Origin of the sequence: Burkholderia sp. BDU5 (assembly GCF_001522845.1) — a bacterium.
Classification (GTDB): Bacteria; Pseudomonadota; Gammaproteobacteria; order Burkholderiales; family Burkholderiaceae; genus Burkholderia; species Burkholderia mayonis.
Genome location: NZ_LOWC01000168.1, coordinates 1 through 25,123, shown reverse-complemented (window position 1 = coordinate 25,123; position 25,123 = coordinate 1). Strand labels below are relative to the sequence as shown.

Below are 25,123 nucleotides of genomic sequence, written 5' to 3'. Positions count from 1 at the left end.
GCGCCACGCGAAGAGCAGCGTCAGGAAGATCACCGGCACGACGACGATCAGCATCGCCCACGTCGACGTCGCGATCAGCGACTTCTCCGCGGCGCCGACCGCGCCTTTCGGATCGAGCACGTGCAGTTCGCTGCATCCGGAAAGACCTGCGACGAGCCCTAATCGCAAGATCGCGGACGTTCTACTCGTAATTCTTCGGACCATGACATTCGCCTGAGTGTGTGATGAAGCGGGCTTGTGAGACGTCGAAACGCCTTCGTCGAACTTGATGCGACATCCAGTCGCTTTGGCGGCGGAATTTAGCGGAATTTCGAGAGGCTCATGTTGACGATTCGCAAACAACCAGTAAGGCGGGGTCTTGATGTTTGTTCAGACGGGCTCAACGCGTGACGAAAATGCGCATCTGAAAGGCGGTTCGAATGGAAAAAAACGACGCGGCGCGCGCTCGCTGCGACCGCCGTCGACAGTCGCGCACAGCCCGAAAAGCTTGTGCTGAATCAACGGCAACGAAGATTGGCGAGCGAAAGGCCCGAGCGGCATGTACCTTCGAAGACGCGATCTGTCAGGTCGCCCCTGAGTCACACACCACTTCCGTTCTTCGATGCAAGACCTCTCACCCGAGCTGAAACTCGACGATCCGTTCGTCGACGCCGTTCATACGGAATTCGTCCAGCTGCTCGATGCGGCCGCGCGTGCGGACGACGCGCATTTCCTGCAGGCGTTCGACGCCTGGATCGATCACTGCCGGCAGCACTTCGAACGCGAAGAGCGCTGGATGGCGAGCACGAAGTTCGGGCCGCAGTATTGCCATGCGTCCGATCACAACGAAGTGCTGAAGGTAGCGGCGGCGGTGCGCGACAAGGTCGCGCGCGACGCGCAGTTCGAACTGGGCCGCCGGCTGCTGGCGGAGATAGCGGAGTGGTTCGATTATCACGTCAGGACGATGGACTCGATGATGGTCGCTCACCTGAAGATGCTCAATTTCGCGATGACGGACGAGCAGACCGAAGTCTGACGCGGCTCCGCCGATCGCAGCGCGGCGGCGCGGAGACGACGAACGGAAGCGGGCGCGGTTGCGGCGGGCTCGGCCGCGCAACGATTGGGCGTCGCATTCGCTCGAGTGCGATGCGCGTCGCTCGTCCGTCTCCGGACGCACGCCCGTCATCGCGTTCGCGCAGCGCTCTTCGCCGGCATCGCGATCGCGAACTCATGCAGCTTCTCGGCGGCGCTCAATCCGTTCTTCGCCGGCGGGCCGACGAGATCGGCGAGCGTCGCGCCGTCCAGTTCCTTGAAGTACGCGCGCAGTGCGCTGTCGAGCAGCCGCTCGAGCCGGCATTTCGCCGCGAGCATGCAAGTGTTCGTGTGCCGGTCGAAGCACTCGACGAGACGAAAGTCGGTTTCGGATGCGCGGATCACGTCGCCGATGCCGATGCGCCCGGGCGGCAGCGCAAGTCGCACGCCGCCGCCGCGGCCGCGCGTCGTCTCGAGCGTGCCCTGGCGCGCGAGGCTGTTGACGATTTTCGTCAGGTGATTCTTCGACACGTTGTGGCGCTCGGCGAGTTCGGCGATCGTGATGAGTCGGTCCGGATTCGACGCGCAGTACATCAGCACGCGCAACGTGTAGTCCGTGTATTCAGAGAGTCGCATACGTGGCAAAAAGATGCATGTCTTGCGCTGCTATTGAGGGTGGCGCGATATAACATGCGCAATACATGCACGTTATATCGCTAACCGATGCATGTTGCAAGCCGGGTGATCGCCGACGGCAATTCCCGGCGGGCGGCGAGCGTTCCGCATCGGCCCCGCGCCGCATCCCTGTCCTTTTTCAAGAGCCATGTCATGACCGAGCAGTACGCGTCCATCATCGACGTTCGTAGGATTCCTCATCACAGGCGCCACGCACTGATCTTCGGCACCTTCGACGCATTGCCCGACGGCGAAGCATTGCAGCTCATCAACGATCACGATCCGAAGCCGCTTTATTACCAGCTCGAGGAGCGTGCGGCCGATGCGTTCGAATGAACCTATCTGGAGGCCGGGCCGTCGCAGTGGCGCGTGCAGATCGCGAAGCGCGACGGCGCGTTCGGGCACGACGCGGGCGACAGTTGCTGTTCGGGCGGCGGCTGCGGCGGTTGAATCGCGTGCTGCGACGTCCGGCCTGCGTGTCGCGTCGCATCGCGTCGCTGCGGCGGACCGGGGGCGGGCGTCGGTGTGTCGTGCGGCCCACCATGCTCCCGCGCGAAGCGGCATCGTTTCGCCTGGCTTCGAAGCCGTCGATCCCGATAGAGAAAACGCCCGCGAGCGCGGGCGGGAAGATGCGAGCGATCGGCTTCAGCGTTTCGTCACTTCATTGCGACGGCGCTTTCGCATCAGAGACCGAGCATCAGCATCGCCGTCTCCGACAGTCGCGAGCGATTCCACGGCGGATCGAACACCATGTCGACGTTGACCTCGCCGACGAACGGCAGCGCGAGCACCTTGTCGGCGACTTCTTCGGCGAGCGCTTCGCCCATTCCGCAGCCGGGCGCCGTCAACGTCATCGTGATCGACACACGCAGTCGATCGTGCTCGGCGGGCTCGATCGTGCACGCGTAGATGAGGCCGAGCTCGACGATGTCAACCGGAATCTCCGGGTCGTAACAGGTCTTTAGCGTCTGCCAGATGAACGCTCCGGCTTCGTCCGGCGAGACGTCGTCCGGCGCGTCGATCGTCTCGGGCGGAATCCGGCCGATCGCGTCCGCATCCGCGCCGCGCAGCCGCACCGTCTGGCCGCCGGCGACGAGCGTGAAGTTCGTACCGAGCGCCTGCGTCACTTCGGCGATCGTGCCCGCCGGAATGTCGAGCGGCGCGCCGGACGGCACGCATTCGACGGCGACCGCTCGTTGCACGACGACGGTTTCTTTCGGTTGTCTCATGATGTATGCGACTCCTGATCGAACGAAGCGGCCGCGGGCGTGCCGAGCGCGTGCGCGAGCGCATGCCAGCCGAGCAGCGCGCATTTGATCCGGCTCGGATAGCGCTGCACGGCGACGAAGCTCGCGAGCTTGCCGAGATACGCTTCGTCGTGCTCGGCCTGGCCCGTCAGCACCGCGCGGAATCGCTGCTGCAACTGCCGAGCGGCTTCGATGTCGCGACCGATCACGGCCTCCGTCATCATCGACGCGGACGCGATGCAGATCGCGCAGCCGTGGCCGTCGAAGCGGATGTCGCCGATCCGGCCGCCTTCGATGCGCAACTGCACCTTCAGGTCGTCGCCGCATTGCGGATTGTGTCCGCGCGCTTCGTGCGTCGGATCGCCGAGCTTGCCGAAGTGACGTGGCGCACGCTTGTGCTCGACGATGAGCTCCTGATAGAGCGTGCTTTGCGCGTCGGTGGGCGCAGCGGGGGAGGAAGTCGAATTCATCGCAATACCTTCAGTGCTTGCGCGACGGCGGCCACGAGACGCTCGACCTCGTCGTGCGTGTTGTAGAGCGCGAACGACGCGCGCGTCGTCGGCCCGCAGCCGAGCCGCTCGAGAAGCGGCTGCGCGCAGTGGTAGCCCGTGCGCACCGCGATGCCGCGCTCGTCGAGCAATGTGCCGATGTCGTGCGGATGCGCGCCGTCGGCGACGAACGAGACGATCGCCGACGATGCATGCTCGGCGAGCACGGTCACGCCGTCGAGCGCCGCGAGGCCCGCGGCCGCGTGATCGCGCAGCGCGCGCACGTGCGCGTCGATCGTCGCATGGCCGATTTCGTCGATGTAATCGGCGGCGGCCGCCATCCCGACGACGCCCTCGACGTTCGGCGTGCCGCCTTCGAGCCGCGCCGGCAATGCGTCGAACATCGCGTCCGTTTCGCCGACCCAGCTCACCATGTCGCCGCCGAAGCGCAGCGGGACGAGTTGCTCGAGCGCGTCACGGCGGCCGGCGAGCGCGCCCGTTCCCATCGGCCCGTACATCTTGTGGCCGGAGAACGCGACGAAGTCGCACGCGAGCGTCGACAGATCCGGTACTTCGTGGCCGACCGCCTGCGCCGCGTCGAGCACCGTCAGCGCGCCCGCCGCGCGCGCGGCCGCGAGCAGCGCTTCGTACGGCGGCCGCTCGCCCGTCGCGTTCGAGCAGGCCGTGACCGCGAACACGCGGGTGCGCGGCGTCAGCAATCGTTCGAAATCCTTCACATGCAGACGGCCTTGCGGATCGGCGTGGAGGATCCGCAATCGCGCGCCGCAGCGGCGCGCGGCCATCTGCCACGGCACGAGGTTCGCGTGATGCTCGAGCGCGCTGACGACGATCTCGTCGCCTTCGCGCAGCACCGCGGGCGCGTGGCCCGGAAGCGACAGGCCTTGCGCGACGAGATTCAGCGCGTCGGTCGTGCCGGACGTGAAGACGAGCAGGTGATCGGCGCCGGCGCCGACGAAGCGCGTCAGCGTCTCCCGCGCACGCTCGTACGCGTCGGTCGCGCGCTGGCTCAGCGTATGGACGCCGCGATGAATGTTCGCGCGATCGCGCTCGCCGAAGCGGCGCATCGCGGCGAGGACGGACTGCGGCATCTGCGTCGTCGCCGCGTTGTCGAGATAGACGAGCGGCACGCCGTTGATGCGCTGCGCGAGCGCCGGAAACGCGCTCGCCATCGTGGTGGAGCGCAGCATGTCACCCATGACGGCTCTCCGGTTGTTCAGCGAGGTGCCGTGCGACTTCGCGTGCGAGCAGCGCGTCGCCGCCGAGCGTCTCCAGTATGCCGGGCGTGTCGATGCCGCGCGCGAGCGCCGCGCGCGCCATCCCGGCGACGATCATCGCCAGCGCGCCGCGCTGATCGAGGCCGCGCTGGCATGCGTAGAAGAGCGCGTCGTCGGGCAATGCGCCCCACGTCGCGCCGTGCGCCGCCTGCACGTCGTCGTGATGGATCTCGAGATGCGGTCGCAGCACGACGCGCGGCTCGCCGCTCGTCGGAATGCCGCTCAGACGCTGCCGAAGGTCGGCGCCCGACGCGCCTGCCGCAATCGACGAAAACGCGTTCGCGACGATCTGAGCGTCGCCGCTCGCGAGCGCGAGCGTATCGATCGAGCTTTGCGTGTGCGCTGCGGCGTGTGCAGCGCACACTTGCTGCTCGAGCTTCGCGCGTGCCGATGCGAACAGCACGCCGGACGCGCGCGCGAGCGCGCGTTCGCCGCGCAGGTCGAGCACGGTGCGCTGCAGGTGGTAGTCGCTGCCCGCGCCAAGCAGCGATTGCCGATATTGCGCATCGCGCTCGAGCCGGACGTGCACGTGATGCGCGATCCGGTCGTGCGCGCCGGGCGTCGCGATGCGCAGATGGTCGAGCGACGCGCCGGCGCCGAGCCGGACGTACGCATGCAAATTCTGCGTGATGGGGCCGTTCCGGCCCGCGAGATCGTGCTCGTGCGACTCGATTAGCATGCAGTGCGCGCTGGGCAGCACGTCGATCACGATGAGCGGCGCTTCGACGCCCGCGTGCGGCTGCAGCCGAAGCTGCAGCATCGTCGGCGTGCGGCGCGCCGGCCCGCTGCCGACGCGCAGACGCAGACCCGCTTCGCATAGCGCGCGATGCGCCCAGAAAAACGGTGCGGCGTCGTCGCCGGGTTGCGTCGGCAGACCCTCGAATAGCGCGGCGCGCTCGGCAGGGTCGGCGGCGCTCAGCCAGCATGCATCGACATGCTCGAGCGAGCCGGAACCGACGGGCGCGAGCATCCAGCCGGCGCGTGCGGCGGGCAGATCGGTCGCGTGTGCGCCGTGAACGTTGTCGCCGAGCCACGCATCGGCGGCGGGCGGCGGCAGATGACGGAACGATTCGGCGCGGCGGGAGATCCAGCCGTGTGCCGACAATTGGCGGCGGGCGGCGAGCCTGTCGGTGTCTGTCGTCGTCATCGCGTCAGGCCTCCACGAGCGCGTCGGAGCGAACGAAACCCTTTGCGGCGATCTCGCGCGCGAGGCCGAGATCGCCGGATTCGACGATGCGGCCGCGATCGAGCAGCAGTACGGCGTCGGGCGCGAGCGACTCGATCATCTGCAGGTAATGCGACACGATCACGAACGCGATGCCTTGCTCACGCAGCCGGCCGATGAGATCGATCGCCGCGCGCACGCCGTCGACGTCCATCCCCGAGTCGATCTCGTCGAGCATCGCGAGCCGCGGGCGCAGCAGCGCGAGCTGCAGCAGCTCGTTGCGCTTGCGCTCGCCGCCCGAGAAACCTTCGTTCATCGAACGATTGAGCATCGCATCGGACAAGCCGACGCGCGTGGCGGCCGCGCGCGCCTCGCCGAGAAAATCGACCGCATCGAGCGCGCTATCGCCGCGCGCCTCGCGCATCGCGTTGAGTGCGGTACGGATGAAGAGACTGTTCTTTACGCCGGGAATGTCGGGCGGCGCCTGGAATGACAGGAACAGGCCGGCGCGCGCGCGGTCCTGCACGCTCATCGCGAGCAGGTCATGCCCGGCGAATCGCGCGCGGCCGCGCGCGACGCGATACGCCGGATGGCCCGCGAGCGTCATGCCGAGCGTGCTCTTGCCGCTGCCGTTCGCGCCCATCAGCACGACGAGCGCGCCTGGCGGCACGTCGAGCGACACCGATTGCAGCACGCGGCGCTCGGCGACGTCGACGCTCATGTCGGATACCTGCAGCAGGGGTTCGGATTGATTCATGGTTCTTCCTCGGTTCGCCACGTTTGGAGATCAGCCGACGGCGCCTTCGAGCGACACCGCGAGCAACGCCTTCGCTTCGAGTGCGAATTCCATCGGCAGTGCTTCGAGCACGGCCTGGCAGAAGCCGCCGACGATGAGCGCCGTCGCTTCCTGCGGATCGATGCCGCGCTGCTGGCAATAGAAGAGGCGGTCTTCTGAGATGCGCGTCGTCGTCGCCTCGTGTTCGACGACGGCGTCGCGGCGTGCGCTCTCGATGTACGGGAACGTGTGCGCGCCGCACTGCGGGCCGATCAGCAGCGAATCGCACTGTGTGTGGTTGCGCGCGCCCGCGGCGCTGCGTGCGACGCGCACGAGGCCGCGATAGCTGTTCTGGGCGCGGCCGGCGCTGATCCCCTTCGACACGATCCGGCTGCGGGTATTGCGGCCAAGGTGGATCATCTTCGTGCCGGTATCGGCCTGCTGGCAGTGGTTCGATACGGCGATCGAATGGAATTCGCCGCTCGATTCGTCGCCGCGCAGCACGACGCTCGGATACTTCCACGTGATCGCGGATCCCGTTTCGATCTGCGTCCACGCGATGTGCGAGCGCGCACCCGCGCAGAGTCCGCGCTTCGTCACGAAGTTGTAGATGCCGCCGATGCCGCGCTCGTCGCCCGGATACCAGTTCTGCACGGTCGAATACTTGATGTGCGCGCCGTCGTGCGCGACGAGCTCGACGACGGCCGCATGCAGCTGATGCTCGTCGCGCTGCGGCGCGGTGCAGCCTTCGAGATAGCTGACGTGGCTGCCGGGCTCGGCGATGATCAGCGTCCGTTCAAACTGGCTGGTGTTCTGCGCGTTGATCCGGAAGTACGAGGACAGTTCCATCGGACAGCGCACGCCTTCCGGCACGTAGACGAACGAGCCGTCGGAGAACACGGCGGAATTCATCGCCGCGTAGAAATTGTCGGTGGGCGGCACCACGGTGCCGAGATAGCGCTCGATCAGCTCGGGATGATGTTCGACCGCGTGCGAGAACGAACAGAAGATCACGCCCGCTTCGGCGAGTTGCTCGCGAAACGTCGTGCCGACCGACACCGAGTCGAACACCGCGTCGACCGCGACGCCGGCGAGCCGCGCGCGCTCGTGCAGCGGCACGTTGAGTTTCTCGTAGGTCTCGAGCAGCTTCGGATCGACGTCGTCGAGGCTCTTCGGTCGGTTCTTCAGCGATTTCGGCGCCGAATAGTACGACTGCGCCTGGAAGTCGATCGGCGCGATGCGCAGCTTGCCCCAATCGGGCGGCGACATCGTCAGCCAGCGCCCGAACGCGGCGAGCCGCCATTTCAGCAGGAATTCCGGTTCGCGCTTGCGGCGCGAAATCTCGCGGACGACGTTCTCGTCGAGACCGGGCGGCAGCGAGTCGGATTCGATGTCGGTCACGAATCCGTGCCGATACGATTGTTCGAGCGCTCGTGCGAGCGGTATGGCTTGGTCGACGTTGGGCATGGGCGAATCCGTGTAGCGCAGGGCGGCCGCGACGATGCGGTTCGGAACGGAACGCGGGACGCGGCTCGGTTCGGTTTGGAATCTAATTGCTGTATATGGTATGCATCTATTTGGCGAGCCGCAAGTGATCGAGCGGAGACCCTGTTTCGAGTCGTGTCTTTACGACCTGAAAGTGAGATGCGAGGCGGAGCCGGATTGCGCGCGTCACGGGCCGTGTCTCGTCAACGTGCTACCGCGACGGACGGCAACACGCTCGGGATATACGCTAGCGCGACGCGGTTTCTCGCAGGGCGTCGAAGCTGAGCTGGATCAGATCGAAAAACGTTCGAAGCCCGTCTCGATCGGAACGCGTGTCTCTCATCGTTCGATCGATGCGCAAGCGGCATTCGACGCCCGCTCTGCTGCAGCCGAACCGTGCGGATGTCACGAGTCGGGCCGCGACGAATCGACGGTTCAACCCGCCTTGCCGTCGATGCGCGACGACGTCAGGAAGCCGGTGTAGCGCAGCCCATATGCGGCGAACGCCGCCACCCAGCACGCACCCGCCAGATCGACCCAGACGCTCGTCGCATCGGGCGCGAGCCACGGCCCGAACACGCGCACGAGCGCGGCCGCGATCAGCAGCCAGTAGCACACGATCTCGGTCGGCCCGGCGCGCAGCGGCCGGCCCGTGTGCCCGAGCGCGGTGCGCGTGATCATCGCGACGATCGCGCAGCCGATCACGCCGACCGTCAGCGCATGAATCGCGAGCGAGTGCGGCGCGACGTCGAGCGCGGCAAGCGCGAGCATCGCGAAGCCGATCGGCACCCACGCATACGCGACATGCAGGATCCACAGGATAGGCCGTGCGCCGACGCGCCAGGAGCGCCAGCCGACGACGCGCATCGCGTGCAGCGCGGCCGCCGCGAACGCGATCGCGGCGACGAGCGAGGTGGGCAAGTTCGTCGCATCCGCGCAGAGCGCGAGTACGGTGACGGGCGCGGCCAACGTCTCGACGAATTTCCAGCGCTTCACCGCGAAGCCGGGAACTGCGTTCATCGTGAACGTCGGAACGATGCGCCCCGCGATCACGACGACGAACAGCATGATGAAGCCGACGGCCGCATATGCAGCCTGCAGCGCGCGATCGAAGCGTTCGTGTGCGGCCCACCAATGAAAGAGCATGTTCAGCATACCGAATAGAAAGAGTGCGATGGTCAGGAATACGTTGCGATAGTTGCGCGCGGCGAGCAGCACGCGCAACAGAATGACCGCGGTGATCGGCAGGAATGCGGAGTCGACGAAGGCGGCGAGCGGTTCGGGGCCCGCCCAGACGAGAAGGCGGCCGGCCGCCCACAGCAGCCACAGCGCGGCGAGCTGCGCGCCATGCGGCGTATCGCACGACGTCCACGCGCGGATCGCCGTGAGCAGAAAGCCGGCGATGATCGCGGTCGAGAAGCCGAACACCATCTCGTGCACATGCCAGACGAGGCCGTTCATGCCGGGCGTCCGGCCGGCGATCGGATAGCCGTGCAGCGACGCGAGCCAGAGCGCGACCGAGACGGCCCCGAAATACGCGCCGCCGAGGTAGAACGGCCGGAATCCGAGCCGCAGCACCGGCAGGCCGGCGGGCTGTCGAGTCGGTTGATGGGTCGCGAGAGGGATCTTCACGTTGGCGCTCTGTTTAAGATGTATTTGCGATGTATCTTAGTGTGTGAATCGATGCAGGTCCAACGTTTGTGCGCGGGTTAGTGCGCGGCGACGGGTCGCGATTTCGCGGTAGTCGCGAGCGATGCGGGCAGCCGAAGACGACTGGGCCTGAACGGCACGGCCCCGGACATGCACGATGCAGCGACGGCGCGCCGGCGTTCGTCGGCATCGCGCGTTGCCGGAATCCCACATCGAGCGCCGTTTTTGATCTGCATCAAACGATGATCGGGGACACCGAGCATTAGCGCGTTCGCGGCATAGCGACGCATGGCGCGGCCGGCGTCGCGTCGGATGCGCGCAAATGACGCGGTGTGCGCAAAGTTCCGAAGCATGTACGTGTCGCTGACGTGCTTCGCGCCGCCGCCGACAACGGCTTCGGTCGCGCGCGGCGCAATTTGTACGATGCGGTGAAATTTTCGATGCCGATATCCGATGATTGATTTTATTCAAGTCTCGGGCCGATCGATCCGTATACAGCACTGAGGCCGATACGGTCGTCTCATCACATCGAAAAGGGGCAGGAATGAGCAAGCAATTATTTGGACCTGGAATGCGCGTGATGGCGCACTTGAAATTGCCCAGGAAGCTCGCGATTCTCGCCGTGCTGTTCATGGTGCCGCTCGTCGCGGCGCTCTATGCGACGCTCGCCACCGCGCTTCACGCGTATGCGACGACGCAGAGCGAACGCGACGGCATCACGATCCTCGAAACGACGCAGGATCTGCTGAAAGCGGTGCAGATGCGGCGCGGCGCGGGCGCGTCGGTGCTCGCGGGCAACGACGCGATGCGCGCGAAGTTCGCTGCGGCGAACGCAACCGCGGATCGCTTCGCGTCGACCTTGAAGCAGCAGGTGCGCGGCACCGGCAGATTCGACGTCGTCGCGCCGGTCGACGCGCTCGCGAGCCAATATGCGAAGGCGGCGGCGAGCGGACTCGATAGGCCCGCCGCTGAGTTTTTTAATTCGCATACCGAAGTCATACACTCGATCTTCCTGTTCGAGAAGGACCTCGCGGTCGCGTCGCAGTTGGGCGTTGATCCGGATGCATCGAGCTATCACCTGATCGACTCGGTGCTGTTCGTGCTGCCGGGCGCCGCCGAGACTGTCGGCGTGCTGCGTGGCAAGGGTTCGGCCGCGCTGAGCGGCGGCTCGTTCGGCGACGCCGACAAGCGTGAACTCGCGGCGCGCGCAATGGGCCTCGCCGAGCAGATGAGCGTGATCCGTCATCATCTCGAGCGGATGAAAGCGGGGCTCGGCGGCAGCGGCGGCGCGCACGCGCTGGACGGTGTCGATCTCGGCGCGGTCGCGGCATTTCAGCGCACCGTGGCGTCGCTCGCGGGCGGCGACGCGGCGATCGACGCGAAAACATACTTCCAGCGAGGCACCGACGCGATCGATGCGCTATACCGCACGCACGGCGTGCTCGCACAGCAATTGCGCGAGCGCCTCGCTGAGCGCGCGCACGCTGAGCAGACGAAGGTGATCGCGGTCATGGCGCTGAGCGTCGCGCTCGTCGCGTGCGCGCTGTATCTCTTCGTCGCGTTCGCGATGTCGACGCACGACGACGTCGCGCAATTGTCCGGCTGCATGCGCGCGGCCGGCGACGGCGATCTGCGCGCGCGTCTCGAGGTGCGCGGGAGCGACGAATTCGCGTTCATCAAGGACGGCTTCAACGCGCTGCTCGACGTCTGGGCGCAGACGCTGACCGAGACGCGTCGCGTCGCGGATTCCGTGATGGTCGGCAGCCAGCAGATCGCGGCCGGCAATCTCGACTTGTCGGGCCGCACCGAGACGCAGGCGGCGTCGCTCGAGGAGACGGCTGCGAGCATGGAAGAGCTGACGTCGACGGTGCGCCACACCGCGTCGAACGCGTCGCATGCGAGCTTGCTGAGCGCCGAGGCGTCCGAACGCGCGGCGGACACCGGTCGGATCATGGGGCGTGCGGTGTCGCTGATGACGAAGATTCACGACAGCTCGAACAAGATGGCGGAGATCGTGTCGGTGATCGAAGGCATCGCGTTCCAGACCAACATTCTCGCGCTGAACGCGGCCGTCGAGGCGGCGCGCGCGGGCGAGCAGGGCAAGGGCTTCGCGGTCGTCGCGGGCGAGGTGCGTGCGCTCGCGCATCGCAGCGCGACCGCGGCAAAGGACGTGAAGGAGCTGATTCACGAGTCGATCAGACACGTGACCGACGGCTCGTCGCTGTTCAAGCGTGCGGACGATGCGATCCACAGCGTGAACGCGTCGATCCGCAGCGTCGACACCGTGGTCAACGAAATCGCGAAGGCGTCCGAGCAGCAGAGCGAGGGGATCGAGCAGGTCAATGCGGCGATCACGCAAATGGACGAAGTGACGCAGCGCAACGCGGCGCTCGTCGAGGAGTCGGCGGCAGCAAGCGCGTCGCTGCGCGAACAGGCCGAACACATGGGACAGCTCGTCGGGCGCTTCGTGCTCGCGTAGCGGACGGTCAGCCCATCAGCGTACACGTGCGCCGCGCCGCAAGCGGCGCGCGTGCAACGTCGGAGGTTGATTTGCATCAAGTCCATCCGTGCCGCTCGCCTGACAATGGAACGTCGGCGTTTCGCGCGGCATGCCAGGGTACAAGCAGATGGACATCACGACGCATTCGAACGACGGCACGGATACGACCGCGCCCGCTCCCCACCACGACGTGTCCGCGTTCGCGGACGTTCAGATTTCCGAAGCGCTGATCCGGCGCTTCGATCGCCAAGGGCCGCGCTACACGTCGTATCCGACGGCCGACCGGTTTTCCGATACATTCGACGAGAACGCGTACCGCGAGCATCTTGCACGCCGCGCGACGGCCGAGCGCAATCCGCCGTTGTCGGTTTATCTGCACCTGCCGTTCTGCGAGTCGCTCTGCTACTTCTGCGCGTGCAACAAGATCGTCACGCAGGACCATAGCCGGACGAGCGCTTACGTCGACTACCTGATCCGTGAAATGGAGCTTGTCGCGCCGCATCTCGGCCGCGACCGCGTGACGACGCAACTGCATCTCGGCGGCGGCACGCCGACGTTCTTCGCGATCGGCGAGCTCGCGCGCCTGATGCGTGCGCTGCGCAGCCACTTCGATTTCGCGCCGCACGCGGAGCTCGGCGTCGAGATCGATCCGCGCACGGTCGACGAGCAGACGCTGCAGGCGCTCGCGGAGCTCGGTTTCAATCGGACGAGCTTCGGTGTGCAGGATTTCGATCCGTCCGTTCAGGAAGCGGTGCATCGCTTCCAGCCGCTGCCGATGGTCGAGCGCGCGCTCGCCGCGAGCCGAGCGTCCGGCTTCGAGTCGATCAACATCGATCTGATCTACGGACTGCCGCGTCAGACGCCCGCGAGCTTCTCGCGCACGCTCGACGAGGTGATCCGGCTGTCGCCCGATCGCATCGCGGTCTACAACTACGCGCATCTGCCGAGCCGCTTCAAGGCCCAGCGCCTGATCGTCGAGCCGGAGCTGCCGCTCGCCGAGGATCGGCTGCGCATCTTCATCGAATCGATGCGGCGGCTGCTCGATGCGGGATACGTATACATCGGGCTCGACCATTTTGCGAAGCCGACCGACGAGCTGAGCAACGCGTTGCGCGAACGCAGTCTCCATCGCAATTTCCAGGGCTATACGACGCAGGCCGAATGCGATCTGATCGGCTTCGGCATCTCGGCGATCGGCAAGGTCGGCGCATCGTACAGCCAATCGACGCGCTCGCTGAAGACGTACTACCGCCATCTCGACGTCGGACGTCTGCCGATCGAGCGCGGCTTCGCGCTGACGCCCGACGATCTGCTGCGGCGCGACGTCATCATGATGGCGATGTGCAGCATGCCGCTCGATTTCGCCGCGATCGGCCGCAAACACGGCATCGACTTCGCACGGCATTTCGCGCCCGAGCTCGCGCAGCTCGAGCCCTATCGCGAAGCGGGCCTGCTGACGATCGACGCTGACCGAATCGCCATTACGCCGAAGGGGCGCATGTTCGTGCGCGCGATCGGCATGGTGTTCGACGGCTATCTCGGCCGGCCCGCTTCGGCGTCCTATTCGAAGCTGATCTAGTCAGGGGGGCGTGATGAAAGAAAGCAAGATTCCCGTACAGGACTTCCTCTCGAAATTGCCGCTTTTCAGCGCGCTTTCGCGCGGCGAGCTCGACAATCTCGCGCGCGGCACGATGCGCGTGCAGGCGCCGCGCGGGCAGACGGTGTTCAGCCGCGGCGATTCGTGCGGCGGTTTCCACATGATCGTCTACGGCCAGATCAAGCTGAGTTCGTTCTCGCCGCTCGGGATCGAGAAGATCGTGCGTCTGCTCGGGCCGGGCGACAGTTTCGGCGAAGCGGTGATGTTCATGGACAAGCCGTACGCGGTGACGGCGAAGGCGCTTACCGACACGCTGCTGCTGCACGTGACGAAGGCCGCCGTGATCGAGGAGCTCGATCACAATCCGGTGTTCGCGCGCAGGATGCTCGCGAGCCTCAGCATGCGGCTGCATCAGTTGGTTGTCGACGTCGAGACGTATTCGCTGCGCTCGGGTACGCAGCGCGTGATCAGCTATCTGCTCGAACAGACCGACGTGCCCGCGGAGTCCGGCTTGCAGATTCGCCTAGAGACGGGCAAGAAGGCGATCGCGTCGCGGCTGAATCTCACGCCGGAGCATTTCTCGCGCGTGCTGCGCGATCTGTGCACGCGTGAGCTCGTCGTCGTCAATGGTCGCGACATCTTCATTCCCGACGTGAGCCGTCTACGCTCGGAGATGCAGTATTGACGCGATTCGCTGCCGGACTTGCGCGTAGCGCCGCAGCGCGCCGAGCATGTTGACGGCGAGCCAGCCGGTCGACACGCCGAGCGCGACGGCGGCCGGCCGCGCGAATGCGCCGGGTGTTACGCTCGCGGCGACGAGCAGCAGCAGCGCCACGACGTGCACGAAGAATTGCTGGCGGGCGATGCGGTCCGGCAGCATGTCCTTGACCTTCGGCAGCGCGGGGATGGCGTTCGCACTCGACTTCTGCGCGTGATACCACAGCAGGAACGGGATGATCTTGTAGAGCATGCCGTTGATTGCCGACCATGCGCCGCCCATCATCAGCAGCACGCCGGTCGTCACCGCGACGTCGCGGCCGCCGATGCCGGCATGCGCGATCCAGAGCAGACCGCCGCATCCGACGCTTGCCGTCGCGGTGCGCCAGAACAGCGTCGTCGTATCGGCGTCGGTGCGCTTGCGGGACCACAGCAGACGGAACGTCAGCGCTGCGAATGCCGCGTACGCCGCATATAGCGCGATTCGGATCGCATCGGCGGCGAAGCCGACGCGGCCGGCAAAACCGAGCGCGACGATCGACGCCGCGCCGAGCAGCGCGAACACGCAGGGGCCGAGGCAGCGCGTGATGATGCGCGGATAGGGTTCGGTCACCTGGAACATCGGGATGAGCTGGTATGAGATGCCGATCGTCAGCAGCCCGACCCATCCGGCGAGCCCCCAGGTCGCGTGCAGATCGACGAGCGCGATCGAGAAGAAGGGCAGACGCCAGCCGAGCGCGAGCCCGAGCGATACGCCGAGCGCGATGGTCGCCGCGAGGGCGGTCAACGCGAGGCGCACGGTGCGCAGCACGCTCGCAGCGCCTGCCGGCATGCGCCGCCAGTGGCGCGCGAAGCCGATCCCGCATGCGAGCGCGAACCAGAGGAACGCCGCACTGAGCATGAGCGCGGCGGGCGCGAACAACGCAGGCGCCGCGCACGCGAACGCCGCCGCGAGCAGCAGCGTGCCGAGCGTCAGGCATGCGTGGATCGCGGTCGCACTCGCGACGGGCGACGCGATCCGGATGCCGGCCGCGACGGACATGATCTGGATCATCGCGCCGATCATCGTCGTCGCGAGCATGCCGAGCGCGCACAGATGCGCGAGCGCGAGCGCATACGGCGACCACCGCGACGCGAACGCATCCGGTCCGGCCCACAGCAGCACGCCTGCCGCGACGATCGCGAACAGCGGCGCGCTGATGAAGAAGCGCAGCGGTGCGCTCAGCGCGGGGGAATGGTCGAGTTCGAGTTTGCGCTGCATGTCGGAGAGGATGCCGGCCGAGCGCGGCGTCGAGAACGTGCGCGGCGGCCGTTTCGCTCGGCCGCGACACGAAGGCGCGGCGACGCGACGCGGTCATGTTTCGGTATTCTGATCATAACCCCGGTCCGGGTCGCGGCCCGGACAGAGATCTTGACGCGGATTAAGGCGACGGAAACGGGTTCGGCCGCACACTTATGCACCGGGCGTAAGCCGCCCCTTTCAGGAATTCGCCGTGTCCGCCGTCAAAACCGCATTCGAAAATCTCGTGATCAAGGGCAGGTCGTTGCTGCCGATTGTGCAGGGCGGGATGGGCGTCGGCGTGTCCGCGCGTCGGCTCGCCGGCACCGTCGCGTCGCTCGGCGCGTGCGGCACGATCTCGAGTGTCGACCTGCGTCGACATCACCCCGATCTGATGGCGCGCACCGGCCGCTCGCGCGACCGCGCGCTCATCGATGCGGCGAATCTCGAAGCGCTGGATCGCGAGGTCCGTGCGGCGAAGTCGCTCGCGAACGGCAGCGGACTCGTCGCCGTCAACGTGATGCGCGCGTTGTCCGAGTATGCGCCGTACGTGCGGCAGTCGTGCGAGAGTGGCGCGCATGCGGTCGTCGTCGGCGCGGGCCTGCCGCTCGACTTGCCGGAGCTGACCGCCGATTTTCCCGACGTCGCGCTGATTCCGATCCTGTCGGATGCACGCGGGATCGGGCTCGTGCTGAAGAAGTGGATGCGCAAGAACCGTCTGCCCGACGCCGTCGTCATCGAGAATCCGCGCTACGCGGCGGGTCATCTCGGCGCGCCGACGACGGACAGCCTGAACAATCCGAATTTCGCATTTCCCGCCGTGCTGGAAGGCACGTTCGAACTGTTCAAGGAACTCGGCATCGAGCGTGAACGCATTCCGCTCATCGCGGCGGGCGGCATCCACAGCCATGAGCAGGTGCGGCAACTGTTCGCGCTCGGCGCGAGCGCGGCGCAGCTCGGCACGCCGTTCGCCGTGACGGAAGAAGGCGACGCGCATCCGAACTTCAAGAAGATGCTCGTCGAAGCGGGACCCGACGACATCGTCACGTTCATGAGCGTCGCGGGCTTGCCCGCGCGTGCGGTGCGCACCCCGTGGCTCACGAACTATCTGGAACGGGAAAAGAAGTTTCAGCGCGCGGCGAAGCCACGCAAGTGCCTGGTCGGCTTCGATTGCCTGCAGCAATGCGGATTGCGCGACGGCATCGCGAAGCAAGGCCAGTTCTGCATCGATACGCGGCTCGCGTTCGCGCTCGCGGGCGACATCAAGCGCGGCCTGTTCTTCCGCGGCTCGGAAACGCTGCCGTTCGGTCACGAGATCCGTTCCGCGCGCGAGCTGATCGACTATCTGCTGACGGGCGCGAAGCCCGCAGTCGCCGTAGCCGAAACGCCCGAGCCGGCGCATGTGCCGCTGCCCGCGCTGGGTTGACGGCGCTTCGATCCGGGCGATGTCCATTCCCGCCGCTCGACGGCATGCCGCGAGCGGTTTCTCCTCTCATTGATGGAGCCGTCACGCTATGACGCAAAGCAGTCACTCCGCGACCGACGCCGCGCAAATCGAACTGGTGTGTCCCGCGGGCAGCCTGCCCGCGCTGAAGGCCGCCGTCGACAACGGCGCAGACTGCGTGTACCTCGGCTTTCGCGACGCGACGAACGCACGCAACTTCGCGGGCCTGAACTTCGATGCGCAGGCGATCGACACCGGCATCCGTTACGCGCACGATCGCGGCCGCAAGGTGCTCGTCGCGCTCAACACGTATCCGCAGCCTGACGGCTGGACGGCTTGGCAGGAGGCGGTCGGCCGCGCGGCGGACGCGGGCGTCGACGCGATCATCGTCGCCGATCCGGGGCTCATGCGCTTCGCGCACCGGCGCTATCCGGAACTTCGGCTGCATCTGTCGGTGCAGGGCTCTGCGACGAACTACGAGGCGATCAATTTCTATCACGAGCACTTCGGCATCGCGCGCGCGGTGTTGCCGCGCGTGCTGTCGCTTACGCAGGTCGAGCAGGTTGCCGGGAATACGCCGGTCGAGATCGAGGTGTTCGGCTTCGGCAGCCTGTGCGTGATGGTCGAGGGGCGTTGCGCGCTGTCGTCGTACGCGACGGGCGAATCGCCGAACACGCGGGGCGTGTGCTCGCCCGCTAAATCGGTGCGCTGGCAGAAGACGCCGGACGGCCTCGAGTCGCGGCTGAACGGCGTGCTGATCGACCGTTACGCGGACGGCGAGAACGCCGGCTATCCGACGCTTTGCAAAGGGCGCTTCACGGTCGAGGACGAAAGCTACTACGCGATCGAGGAGCCGACGAGCCTGAACACGCTCGAGCTGCTGCCGAAGCTGATGCAGATCGGCGTGCGCGCGATCAAGATCGAAGGGCGGCAGCGCAGTCCCGCATACGTCGCGCAAGTGACGCGCGTGTGGCGCGACGCGATCGATCAGTGTGCGGCGAACCTCGCGCGCTACTACGTGAAGCCCGCCTGGATGACGGAATTGAACAAGGTCGCGGAAGGGCAGCAGCATACGCTCGGCGCCTATCACCGGCCATGGAAATGAAACGCATGACGGCGCATGCCTGAATGCGGGAGCGAGGATCATGAAAATTGCTTTGGGGCCGGTGCAGTACTACTGGCCGCGCATCGCGACGATGCAGTTCTATCAGGCGATGTCGGAGACGCCCGTCGACATCGTCTATCTCGGCGAGACGGTTTGTTCGCGCCGTCACGAATTGCGCTTCGCGGACTGGCTCGAGATCGCCGACATGCTGGCCGCGGCCGGCAAGGAGGTCGTGCTGTCGACACAAGTGCTGCTGGAATCGGGCCGCGATCTGAAGACGATGCGCGAGATCGTCGAGAACGGCCGCTATCTGGTCGAGACGAACGACATGGGCGCCGTGCGCTGCAACGCGCCGCGCGCGTTCGTCGCGGGACCGTGGCTCAACGTCTACAACCCGCCGACGCTCGCGATGCTCGCGGAGCTCGGCGCACGCCGCTGGGTGATGCCGCCCGAGATGAGCGAAGCGGGTCTCGCGAAGATGCAAGCCGAGCGGCCGGAGCATCTGCAGACCGAAGTGTTCGCCTACGGGCGCATTCCGCTTGCGTTCTCCGCACGCTGCTTTACCGCGAGGAATCGCAATTTTCCGAAGGACAACTGCCAGTACGTGTGCATGGAGCATCCGGACGGCTTGCCGCTGCACACGCGCGAAGGCGAGCCGTTCCTCGTGCTCAACGGCATCTCGACGCAGTCCGCGCGCGTCTACAATCTGATCGACGAGCTCGACGCGCTGCGTGCGCTGAACGTCGACGTCGTGAGGTTGAGTCCGCAATCGCAGCACATGGCCGGCGTGATCGACGCGTTCCACGGCGTCCTGAACGGCCGCACGAGTATGCGCGACGCGCTCGCGGCGCTGGACGAGCGGATGCCGGAGGCGTCGTGCAACGGCTACTGGCACGGCAAGCCGGGCCTCGAGCGCGTCGCGCATTGAAGCCGCGGCGCGGCATGCGCCGCGCCGCTTTCGATTGGTTTGTGAGGAATCCGCGATGAATGCCCCGATCTATCAATTGCCGCCCGCGCTCGGCAAGCTGCTGTCGACATTGCCCGCGTATCCGGGGTCGATGCTGCTCGCGGGCGGGATCAATCTCGTGCTGCGCAAGCACTTGCCTGCGGAGACGCTTGCGTTGCTGGAGAATCGTCCGCTGCGCATCCAGGTGAAGGATGCGGGTATCGCATTCGATTTCGTCTGCCGGCGCGGCGCGTTCTCGCCGCTGCCCGGCCGCGGCGACGTCGACCTGACGATCGGCGCGACTGCCTACGATTTCTATCTGCTGTCGCAGCGCCGCGAGGACCCGGACACATTGTTCTTCAGCCGGCGCCTGACGATGGAAGGCGATACCGAACTCGGACTGCTCGTGAAGAACTCGCTCGACGCGATCGACCTGTCGGTGTTTTCGCTCGAACAATGGTTACCGACGCGGCTGTTCCGCCAGCGGCCGATCGAGCGCAGCGGAATGCCCGACTGACCTGCGCGCGCGAACCGGGCAGACAGCCGATCAAGAGAACGGGATGAAGAACGAAACGAAAACGCTGCCGCTCGTCTATTCCTGCTCGGGATGTTCGAACGTCGCGCAACTCGCGAATCACGTCGCGGTGCGGCTCGACCGCGGCGGCGACGCGGAGATGTCGTGCATTGCGGGCATCGGTGGCGACGTGCCGTCGCTACTGAAGGTCGCGCATTCGGGCCGGCCGATTCTCGTGATCGACGGCTGCCTGCTCGTATGCGCGAAGAGGAGCCTCGAGCGGCACGGGATCGTTCCGGATGCGCATCTGCAACTCGGCGAGCATGGCGTCAGGAAGCGTTTTCACGAGGATTTCGATCCGGACGATGCGAATCGCGTTCTTTCGCTTGCACGGCGCGAGGCGTTGAAGCTTGCGCAACACGAGCCCGAGCCGGCGCGCGTCGACATGGGCGCCGACATCGACGCCGAACTGCACGACAAAGTTTGATCCATGCCGAGCGAAGTGCGGTCGGCTCGTCAGCTTTCCGAATCGATCGGCAATCGAGCGGCGGCAGCGATGCGTCGCCGTCGCCACTGAACGCGCGCCGGCCGATTCAACCGCGCCGAATCGAAAAATTCACAAATAGACGATCGAGCCGCCCGAGCAGCGCGTCGCTCGGATAGCCGGCGAGCGACGCCGCATTCAGCGTACCGTCGTCGCATCCTTGTGTGCGGAACACTTGCAGCACGTAATTCTCGACGCCGAGATCCGCGAGCTCGTGCGCGATGCGCAGCAGCGCCGGCTCGGGCAGCAGGTCGGGATGCGCGGTCGTCCGGCATTCGTACGCGACGCGGCTTGCGAGCACCGCTTCGAGGCTTTGTCGCGCATGGCCGCCGCTCGCGCGTACGCGCGTCGTGCGCGCGTAGTCGTCGAACGGCGCCTTCACGTCGAGTCCGATCCAGTCGAGCGACGGCAGCAGATGCGCGAGCCGCCTCGGATGCGTGCCCGCGCTATGCATGCCGACCTTGAATCCGAGCCGTTTGACGTCGTCGATCGACGCGGCGAGCGACGGATCGATCGACGGCTCGCCGCCGCTGAACACGACCGCATCGATCAGGCCGACCCGGCGCGCAAGGAACGCGAGCAGCGCGTCCCATTCGAATTCGGCCGGTTGCGAGCGCGCCTGAAGGTGCGGATTGTGGCAATACCCGCAGCGCCACGGACAGCCCTGCACGAACACGACCGCTGCGAACTGGCCGGGATAATCGGTCGCGGTGAACGGGACGAGCCCGCCCACCTTGAGCGGATGACGCCGGGCGAGAGCGAGATTCATCGCGCGAGCGGTGAGCTTACGCCGCGGCGCGCAGCGCGACTTCGCCGGACTCGCGTTCGCGGAAGTACTGGCGCTCGTGGAATTCGCCTTTCTTGCCGACGTTGAACGACGACACGGGACGGTGGTAGCCCATCACGCGGGTCCAGATCTCGCACGGTTGACGCTCGTCGTCGGACAGCGAGATCGCGGCGAGGGCGGTTGGGTTGTTGGCTTGCAGTGTCGTCATGATGTTCAGGCTTCCATCGGTTGGGGGTGAGACAATTTGCGACGCAGCAGCGCTTCGTCGCACTTCGGGCAAAACGTGTGGCTGCCGGCGAGATAGCCGTGCGTCGGGCAGATCGAGAACGTCGGCGTGACGGTCAGATACGGCAGCGAGAAGCGGGTGAGCGCGCGCTTGACGAGCGTCCGGCACGCATCGGCGGACGACAGCGCCTCGGTCATGTAGAGGTGCAGCACCGTGCCGCCCGTGTATTTGCGCTGCAGATCGTCCTGACGCTCGAGCGCCTCGAACGGATCGTCGGTGAAGCCCACCGGAAGCTGCGACGAGTTCGTGTAGTACGGCATCTGCGGCGTGCCTGCCTGCAGGATGTCCGGATAGCGGCGGCGGTCTTCCTTCGCGAAGCGATACGTCGTGCCTTCGGCGGGCGTCGCTTCGAGGTTGTACATGTGGCCGGTCTCTTCCTGATAGTCGACGATGCGCGCACGCACGTGGTCGAGCAGCCGCAGCGCGAACGCGTGGCCCCAGTCGGTCGTCAAGTCGTGCTCGTCGTGTGTGAAATTGCGGATCATCTCGTTGACGCCGTTCACGCCGAGTGTCGAAAAATGATTGCGCAGCGTGCCGAGATAACGCTTCGTATACGGGAAGAGCCCGTTGTCCATGTGATGCTGGATCACGTCGCGCTTGATCTCGAGACTGGTCTTGCCATGGTCGAGCAGCGCGTCGAGCCGCGCGAACAGCGCGCGCTCGTCGCCCGCGTGCAGATAACCGAGTCGCGCGCAATTCACGGTGACGACGCCGATCGACCCCGTCTGCTCGGCCGAGCCGAAGAGCCCGTTGCCGCGCTTCATCAGCTCGCGCAGGTCGAGCTGAAGCCGGCAGCACATCGAGCGGATCATGTTCGGCTTCAGCTCCGAATTGATGAAGTTCTGGAAGTATGGCAGCCCGTAGCGCGCGGTCATCTCGAACAGGCGCTCGGCATTCGGACTGTGCCAGTCGAAATCGGCCGTGATGTTGTACGTCGGGATCGGGAACGTGAACACGCGGCCCGCCGCGTCGCCAGCCTGCATCACGTCGATGTAGGCCTGGTTGATCATATCCATTTCGTCCTGCAGATCGCCGTACGTGAACGGCATCTCGTCGCCGGCGATCACGGGTGCCTGCTTGCGCAGATCGTCGGGGCAGGTCCAGTCGAACGTCAGGTTCGTAAACGGCGTCTGCGTGCCCCAGCGCGACGGTACGTTCAGGTTGTAGATCAGCTCCTGCACGGACTGCCGGACTTCGGCATAGGTGAGCGCGTCGCGACGCACGAACGGCGCCATGTACGTATCGAACGAACTGAACGCCTGTGCGCCCGCCCACTCGTTCTGCAGCGTGCCGAGGAAATTCACGATCTGGCCGACCGCGCTCGACATGTGCTTCGGCGGCCCCGACTCGACCTTGCCGGGCACGCCGTTCAGTCCTTCGGCGAGCAGCGTGCGCAGCGACCAGCCCGCGCAGTAGCCGGACAGCATGTCGAGATCGTGGATGTGCAGATCTGCGTTGCGATGCGCTTCGCCGACTTCGCCTGGATACACGTGGCTCAGCCAGTAATTCGCGATCACCTTGCCGGACACGTTCAGGATCAGGCCGCCGAGCGAGTAGCCCTGGTTCGCGTTTGCGTTGACGCGCCAGTCCTGCCGGTCCAGGTATTCGTTGATCGACGTCTCGACGTCGATCAACGGCTTGTCGCGCGACGTCGGGTTCGACGCGGCGGAAGGGAGCGTGGTCTCGGACAACGTGGGCCTCTTTCGTTGGTGGCACAAAATCTGGTGACTGGGTGAATGCTAAATACCAGATGTTGTATGGGTCAACGGCGATCCGGCGAAGTTTGGCGCGCGCTTGACGGCGATTAAGGCGCGGCGAATTAGGGCTGCGACATCGGCGACAGGGTTGCCGGACCGAAGGCGCCGCGGAGAAACGGATGGCCGAGTTTGTCGTGCTGCATCGACAGGACGACTTCGGCGCGCGTCGAACGGACGCTTGTCGGCGCGTGCGCGTTGCCGATGCACGATCGTCGGACATCCGAATGCGAGCGAAGCACGAGCAACGAATCAAGGGCTGCTTCGCATGCATGCAATTTCGAGCGGGCCGATTTGCCGTCGACGATGAGCCGGCTACAGCAGTGTGCGTCCGCACATTACGCGGTCTGCGATGAATGGCCGAGGAGGTCGACTCGCCGCAACCGCACGACGAATGACGCACGAATGACGAGCGACGAATAACAAACGATCCGCATTCGATGAACGGCGGGCGCTCCGCTTTCGGCACTACGACGAACGAGGCGGTTGAAAGGGAGCGTGGCGCGTGTAACCGTCGCGCAGCACGTTCACTTGCCGGATTTCGTGTCCGAACCGGATGGAATCACGGCGGGCGCCATCAGATGACCGGCATGGCGCGCCAGATAGACGACCAGCGCGGCGGACCATCCGATGCCGGCGACGACGAGCCACTGCGCGGTCGCGGCGGGAGCGAGCCACGGCCCGAGCACGCGTGCGAGCGTCGCGACGATCAGGAGCCCGTAGCAGACGCGTTCAGCGGCTCGTGCGACCTGTTCGCATCCCGTGTGCTCGAGTGCGGTGCGCGTGATCATGCCGACGATCGCACAGCCGATCGCGCCCGTCGTGAACATGTGCAGCGTGAGCGAATGCGCGACGAGGCCATACGCGCTCAAGCCGGTCAGTGCGAAGCCGGCCGCGATCGACGCATACGCGACGTGCAGGACCGACAGCATCGGCCGCCGCCCGACCGCCCAGAAGCGCCAGCCGACGAGCCGCGCCGCGTGCAGCGCGGCGGCCGTCCATGCGAGCGCGGCGATCGCCCAGGCGGGCGCGCCGGCCGCGTCGACCACGAGCGCCGCCAACGTGACCGGCATCACCGACGATTCGACGATCCGCCACTGCTTCACCGGCAACCGGGGCGGCGCGGCGGCCGTGATCGACGGGATGATGCGGCCGCCGATGATGACGATGAAGAGCACGAGGAAGCCCGCGGCAAGATCGGCGCAGCGCAGCGCCCATGCGGCGTGTCCTTGCCGGACCCCTATGTGAAATAGCGCGTTGAGCATGGCGAGCATGCCGAGCGCGACGGGCAGGAAGATCCCATGACGATTCTTCGCGCCGACCAGCGCGCGGACGAGCGCATAGGCGACCGCGGGCAGGAACGCGATGTCGACGGCCGCCGCGACCCAGCCGGGACCCGTCCACATCAGCACGCGGCCTGCGAGCCACAGCAGCCACAGCGCGACGAGCGACGGGCCTTGTGCGGGATTCGTCGATGTCCACGTGCGCACCGACGTCAGCAGGAAGCCGGACACGATCGCGCAGGCAAAGCCGAAGATCATTTCATGTGCGTGCCAGAAAAGGCCGCTCATCGGCGGCGCGTGGCCTGCCCAGTCGCGGCCCGCGAGCGCGCCGAGCCACGCGAGCATCGCGATCGCGCCGAAGCATGCGCCGCCCAGATAGAAGGGCCGGAAGCCGGTCGACCACAGCGCGCTGCGGCGGCCGTCCGGCTGCGCGAGCACGTTGCGGTCCGTCGAGCGGGCGAGCAGCATGACGTTCCCCTTTTCGATATGTTGCTTTCTTAGAGACGGTTTCATAAAGACTGGTCGGCCCGCCGAAGGGTATTCCAGCAGATCAGGCAGCAACCGAGTTTGAGGAAC

Annotated in this window: 22 protein-coding genes and 2 pseudogenes; 10 read left to right on the top strand and 14 right to left on the bottom strand. The window is 66.1% G+C overall.

The window, feature by feature from the left end; all coding sequences use genetic code 11:
- Positions 1-204: pseudogene (locus WS69_RS32580) on the bottom strand (ubiquinol oxidase subunit II); the annotation flags it as partial.
- A gap of 397 nt (positions 205-601) precedes the next feature.
- On the opposite strand from WS69_RS32580, the gene WS69_RS27885 reads away from it, so the two are divergent.
- Entirely contained in the window at positions 602-1,015 is a 414-nt protein-coding gene (locus tag WS69_RS27885; RefSeq protein WP_059473876.1) for a bacteriohemerythrin, read from the top strand.
- 146 nt (positions 1,016-1,161) lie between these two features.
- On the opposite strand, the gene WS69_RS27880 is transcribed toward WS69_RS27885, so the two are convergent.
- Complete coding sequence (locus WS69_RS27880) at positions 1,162-1,647, bottom strand: RrF2 family transcriptional regulator (protein WP_059473875.1); 486 nt, start codon at positions 1,645-1,647, stop codon at positions 1,162-1,164.
- 121 nt (positions 1,648-1,768) lie between these two features.
- On the opposite strand from WS69_RS27880, the pseudogene WS69_RS32570 reads away from it, so the two are divergent.
- Positions 1,769-2,136, top strand: a pseudogene (locus WS69_RS32570) (DUF2249 domain-containing protein).
- Between the two features lie 233 nt (positions 2,137-2,369).
- Here the strand turns inward: WS69_RS32570 and sufT are convergent.
- The 7 genes from sufT to WS69_RS27835 form a co-directional block, all read right to left on the bottom strand.
- A complete protein-coding gene (gene sufT, locus WS69_RS27870; RefSeq protein WP_059473873.1) occupies positions 2,370-2,915 on the bottom strand; it encodes a putative Fe-S cluster assembly protein SufT in 546 nt (181 codons plus the stop codon).
- The gene (gene sufU, locus WS69_RS27865) at positions 2,912-3,403 is read right to left on the bottom strand and encodes a Fe-S cluster assembly sulfur transfer protein SufU (RefSeq protein ID WP_059473872.1); all 492 of its coding nucleotides are present in this window, start codon (positions 3,401-3,403) and stop codon (positions 2,912-2,914) included. The genes sufT and sufU overlap by 4 nt, the downstream gene beginning before the upstream one ends.
- Entirely contained in the window at positions 3,400-4,638 is a 1,239-nt protein-coding gene (locus tag WS69_RS27860) for an aminotransferase class V-fold PLP-dependent enzyme (RefSeq protein WP_059473871.1), read from the bottom strand. Before WS69_RS27860 ends, sufU begins: the two co-directional genes overlap by 4 nt.
- Positions 4,631-5,863, bottom strand: coding sequence for a SufD family Fe-S cluster assembly protein (locus tag WS69_RS27855; protein ID WP_059473870.1), 1,233 nt, complete (start codon positions 5,861-5,863; stop codon positions 4,631-4,633). Before WS69_RS27855 ends, WS69_RS27860 begins: the two co-directional genes overlap by 8 nt.
- A gap of 4 nt (positions 5,864-5,867) precedes the next feature.
- Entirely contained in the window at positions 5,868-6,638 is a 771-nt protein-coding gene (gene sufC / locus WS69_RS27850; protein ID WP_059473869.1) for a Fe-S cluster assembly ATPase SufC, read from the bottom strand.
- Between the two features lie 30 nt (positions 6,639-6,668).
- On the bottom strand, positions 6,669-8,123 hold the full coding sequence (gene sufB / locus WS69_RS27845) for a Fe-S cluster assembly protein SufB (protein WP_059473868.1): 1,455 nt from the start codon (positions 8,121-8,123) through the stop codon (positions 6,669-6,671).
- Between the two features lie 453 nt (positions 8,124-8,576).
- On the bottom strand, positions 8,577-9,773 hold the full coding sequence (locus WS69_RS27835) for an NnrS family protein (protein ID WP_059473866.1): 1,197 nt from the start codon (positions 9,771-9,773) through the stop codon (positions 8,577-8,579).
- Positions 9,774-10,335: 562 nt separating this feature from the next.
- Here WS69_RS27835 and WS69_RS27830 point away from each other — a divergent pair.
- The 3 genes from WS69_RS27830 (at position 10,336) to WS69_RS27820 (ending at position 14,573) form a co-directional block, all read left to right on the top strand.
- The gene (locus tag WS69_RS27830; protein WP_059473865.1) at positions 10,336-12,270 is read left to right on the top strand and encodes a methyl-accepting chemotaxis protein; all 1,935 of its coding nucleotides are present in this window, start codon (positions 10,336-10,338) and stop codon (positions 12,268-12,270) included.
- Positions 12,271-12,418: 148 nt separating this feature from the next.
- Positions 12,419-13,870: an oxygen-independent coproporphyrinogen III oxidase gene (hemN, locus tag WS69_RS27825; RefSeq protein WP_059473864.1), complete on the top strand. Its 1,452-nt coding sequence runs from the start codon at positions 12,419-12,421 to the stop codon at positions 13,868-13,870.
- Between the two features lie 13 nt (positions 13,871-13,883).
- Positions 13,884-14,573: a Crp/Fnr family transcriptional regulator gene (locus WS69_RS27820; protein WP_059473863.1), complete on the top strand. Its 690-nt coding sequence runs from the start codon at positions 13,884-13,886 to the stop codon at positions 14,571-14,573.
- Here the strand turns inward: WS69_RS27820 and WS69_RS27815 are convergent.
- Positions 14,550-15,866 carry a hypothetical protein gene (locus tag WS69_RS27815; RefSeq protein WP_059473862.1) on the bottom strand — a complete coding sequence of 439 codons (1,317 nt, stop codon included), beginning with the start codon at positions 15,864-15,866 and terminating at the stop codon, positions 14,550-14,552. The two genes, WS69_RS27820 and WS69_RS27815, sit on opposite strands and share 24 nt — an antisense overlap.
- 232 nt (positions 15,867-16,098) lie before the next feature.
- Here WS69_RS27815 and WS69_RS27810 point away from each other — a divergent pair, with 232 nt between their 5' ends.
- The 5 genes from WS69_RS27810 (at position 16,099) to WS69_RS27790 (ending at position 20,380) form a co-directional block, all read left to right on the top strand.
- On the top strand, positions 16,099-17,310 hold the full coding sequence (locus WS69_RS27810; protein WP_059473861.1) for an NAD(P)H-dependent flavin oxidoreductase: 1,212 nt from the start codon (positions 16,099-16,101) through the stop codon (positions 17,308-17,310).
- Between the two features lie 88 nt (positions 17,311-17,398).
- Positions 17,399-18,433, top strand: coding sequence for a ubiquinone anaerobic biosynthesis protein UbiU (ubiU, locus tag WS69_RS27805; protein ID WP_059473860.1), 1,035 nt, complete (start codon positions 17,399-17,401; stop codon positions 18,431-18,433).
- Between the two features lie 40 nt (positions 18,434-18,473).
- Positions 18,474-19,361: a U32 family peptidase gene (locus WS69_RS27800; RefSeq protein ID WP_059473859.1), complete on the top strand. Its 888-nt coding sequence runs from the start codon at positions 18,474-18,476 to the stop codon at positions 19,359-19,361.
- A gap of 55 nt (positions 19,362-19,416) precedes the next feature.
- On the top strand, positions 19,417-19,896 hold the full coding sequence (gene ubiT / locus WS69_RS27795) for a ubiquinone anaerobic biosynthesis accessory factor UbiT (RefSeq protein ID WP_059473858.1): 480 nt from the start codon (positions 19,417-19,419) through the stop codon (positions 19,894-19,896).
- A 43-nt stretch (positions 19,897-19,939) separates the two neighbouring features.
- A complete protein-coding gene (locus WS69_RS27790) occupies positions 19,940-20,380 on the top strand; it encodes a putative zinc-binding protein (RefSeq protein ID WP_059473857.1) in 441 nt (146 codons plus the stop codon).
- Between the two features lie 106 nt (positions 20,381-20,486).
- Here WS69_RS27790 and WS69_RS27785 read toward each other — a convergent pair whose 3' ends face one another.
- The 4 genes from WS69_RS27785 to WS69_RS27765 form a co-directional block, all read right to left on the bottom strand.
- Positions 20,487-21,206, bottom strand: a complete 720-nt coding sequence (locus tag WS69_RS27785; RefSeq protein ID WP_059473856.1) for an anaerobic ribonucleoside-triphosphate reductase activating protein — start codon at positions 21,204-21,206, stop codon at positions 20,487-20,489.
- 16 nt (positions 21,207-21,222) lie between these two features.
- Complete coding sequence (gene nrdD / locus WS69_RS35390) at positions 21,223-21,435, bottom strand: anaerobic ribonucleoside-triphosphate reductase (RefSeq protein ID WP_082716550.1); 213 nt, start codon at positions 21,433-21,435, stop codon at positions 21,223-21,225.
- Between the two features lie 2 nt (positions 21,436-21,437).
- Positions 21,438-23,201, bottom strand: a complete 1,764-nt coding sequence (locus WS69_RS27775) for a ribonucleoside triphosphate reductase (protein ID WP_059473854.1) — start codon at positions 23,199-23,201, stop codon at positions 21,438-21,440.
- Positions 23,202-23,791: 590 nt separating this feature from the next.
- The gene (locus WS69_RS27765; protein WP_059473852.1) at positions 23,792-25,015 is read right to left on the bottom strand and encodes an NnrS family protein; all 1,224 of its coding nucleotides are present in this window, start codon (positions 25,013-25,015) and stop codon (positions 23,792-23,794) included.
- Between the last annotated feature and the right edge of the window lie 108 nt (positions 25,016-25,123).

What these genes read in the sequence shown, in the direction of transcription:
- WS69_RS27885 (WP_059473876.1), top strand. Translation starts at nt 602, where the DNA reads ATGCAAGACCTCTCACCCGAGCTGAAACTCGACGATCCGTTCGTCGAC.
- WS69_RS27880 (WP_059473875.1), bottom strand. Translation starts at nt 1,647, where the DNA reads ATGCGACTCTCTGAATACACGGACTACACGTTGCGCGTGCTGATGTAC.
- sufT (WP_059473873.1), bottom strand. Translation starts at nt 2,915, where the DNA reads ATGAGACAACCGAAAGAAACCGTCGTCGTGCAACGAGCGGTCGCCGTC.
- sufU (WP_059473872.1), bottom strand. Translation starts at nt 3,403, where the DNA reads ATGAATTCGACTTCCTCCCCCGCTGCGCCCACCGACGCGCAAAGCACG.
- WS69_RS27860 (WP_059473871.1), bottom strand. Translation starts at nt 4,638, where the DNA reads ATGGGTGACATGCTGCGCTCCACCACGATGGCGAGCGCGTTTCCGGCG.
- WS69_RS27855 (WP_059473870.1), bottom strand. Translation starts at nt 5,863, where the DNA reads ATGACGACGACAGACACCGACAGGCTCGCCGCCCGCCGCCAATTGTCG.
- sufC (WP_059473869.1), bottom strand. Translation starts at nt 6,638, where the DNA reads ATGAATCAATCCGAACCCCTGCTGCAGGTATCCGACATGAGCGTCGAC.
- sufB (WP_059473868.1), bottom strand. Translation starts at nt 8,123, where the DNA reads ATGCCCAACGTCGACCAAGCCATACCGCTCGCACGAGCGCTCGAACAA.
- WS69_RS27830 (WP_059473865.1), top strand. Translation starts at nt 10,336, where the DNA reads ATGAGCAAGCAATTATTTGGACCTGGAATGCGCGTGATGGCGCACTTG.
- hemN (WP_059473864.1), top strand. Translation starts at nt 12,419, where the DNA reads ATGGACATCACGACGCATTCGAACGACGGCACGGATACGACCGCGCCC.
- WS69_RS27820 (WP_059473863.1), top strand. Translation starts at nt 13,884, where the DNA reads ATGAAAGAAAGCAAGATTCCCGTACAGGACTTCCTCTCGAAATTGCCG.
- WS69_RS27815 (WP_059473862.1), bottom strand. Translation starts at nt 15,866, where the DNA reads ATGCAGCGCAAACTCGAACTCGACCATTCCCCCGCGCTGAGCGCACCG.
- ubiU (WP_059473860.1), top strand. Translation starts at nt 17,399, where the DNA reads ATGACGCAAAGCAGTCACTCCGCGACCGACGCCGCGCAAATCGAACTG.
- WS69_RS27800 (WP_059473859.1), top strand. Translation starts at nt 18,474, where the DNA reads ATGAAAATTGCTTTGGGGCCGGTGCAGTACTACTGGCCGCGCATCGCG.
- ubiT (WP_059473858.1), top strand. Translation starts at nt 19,417, where the DNA reads ATGAATGCCCCGATCTATCAATTGCCGCCCGCGCTCGGCAAGCTGCTG.
- WS69_RS27790 (WP_059473857.1), top strand. Translation starts at nt 19,940, where the DNA reads ATGAAGAACGAAACGAAAACGCTGCCGCTCGTCTATTCCTGCTCGGGA.
- WS69_RS27785 (WP_059473856.1), bottom strand. Translation starts at nt 21,206, where the DNA reads ATGAATCTCGCTCTCGCCCGGCGTCATCCGCTCAAGGTGGGCGGGCTC.
- WS69_RS27765 (WP_059473852.1), bottom strand. Translation starts at nt 25,015, where the DNA reads ATGCTGCTCGCCCGCTCGACGGACCGCAACGTGCTCGCGCAGCCGGAC.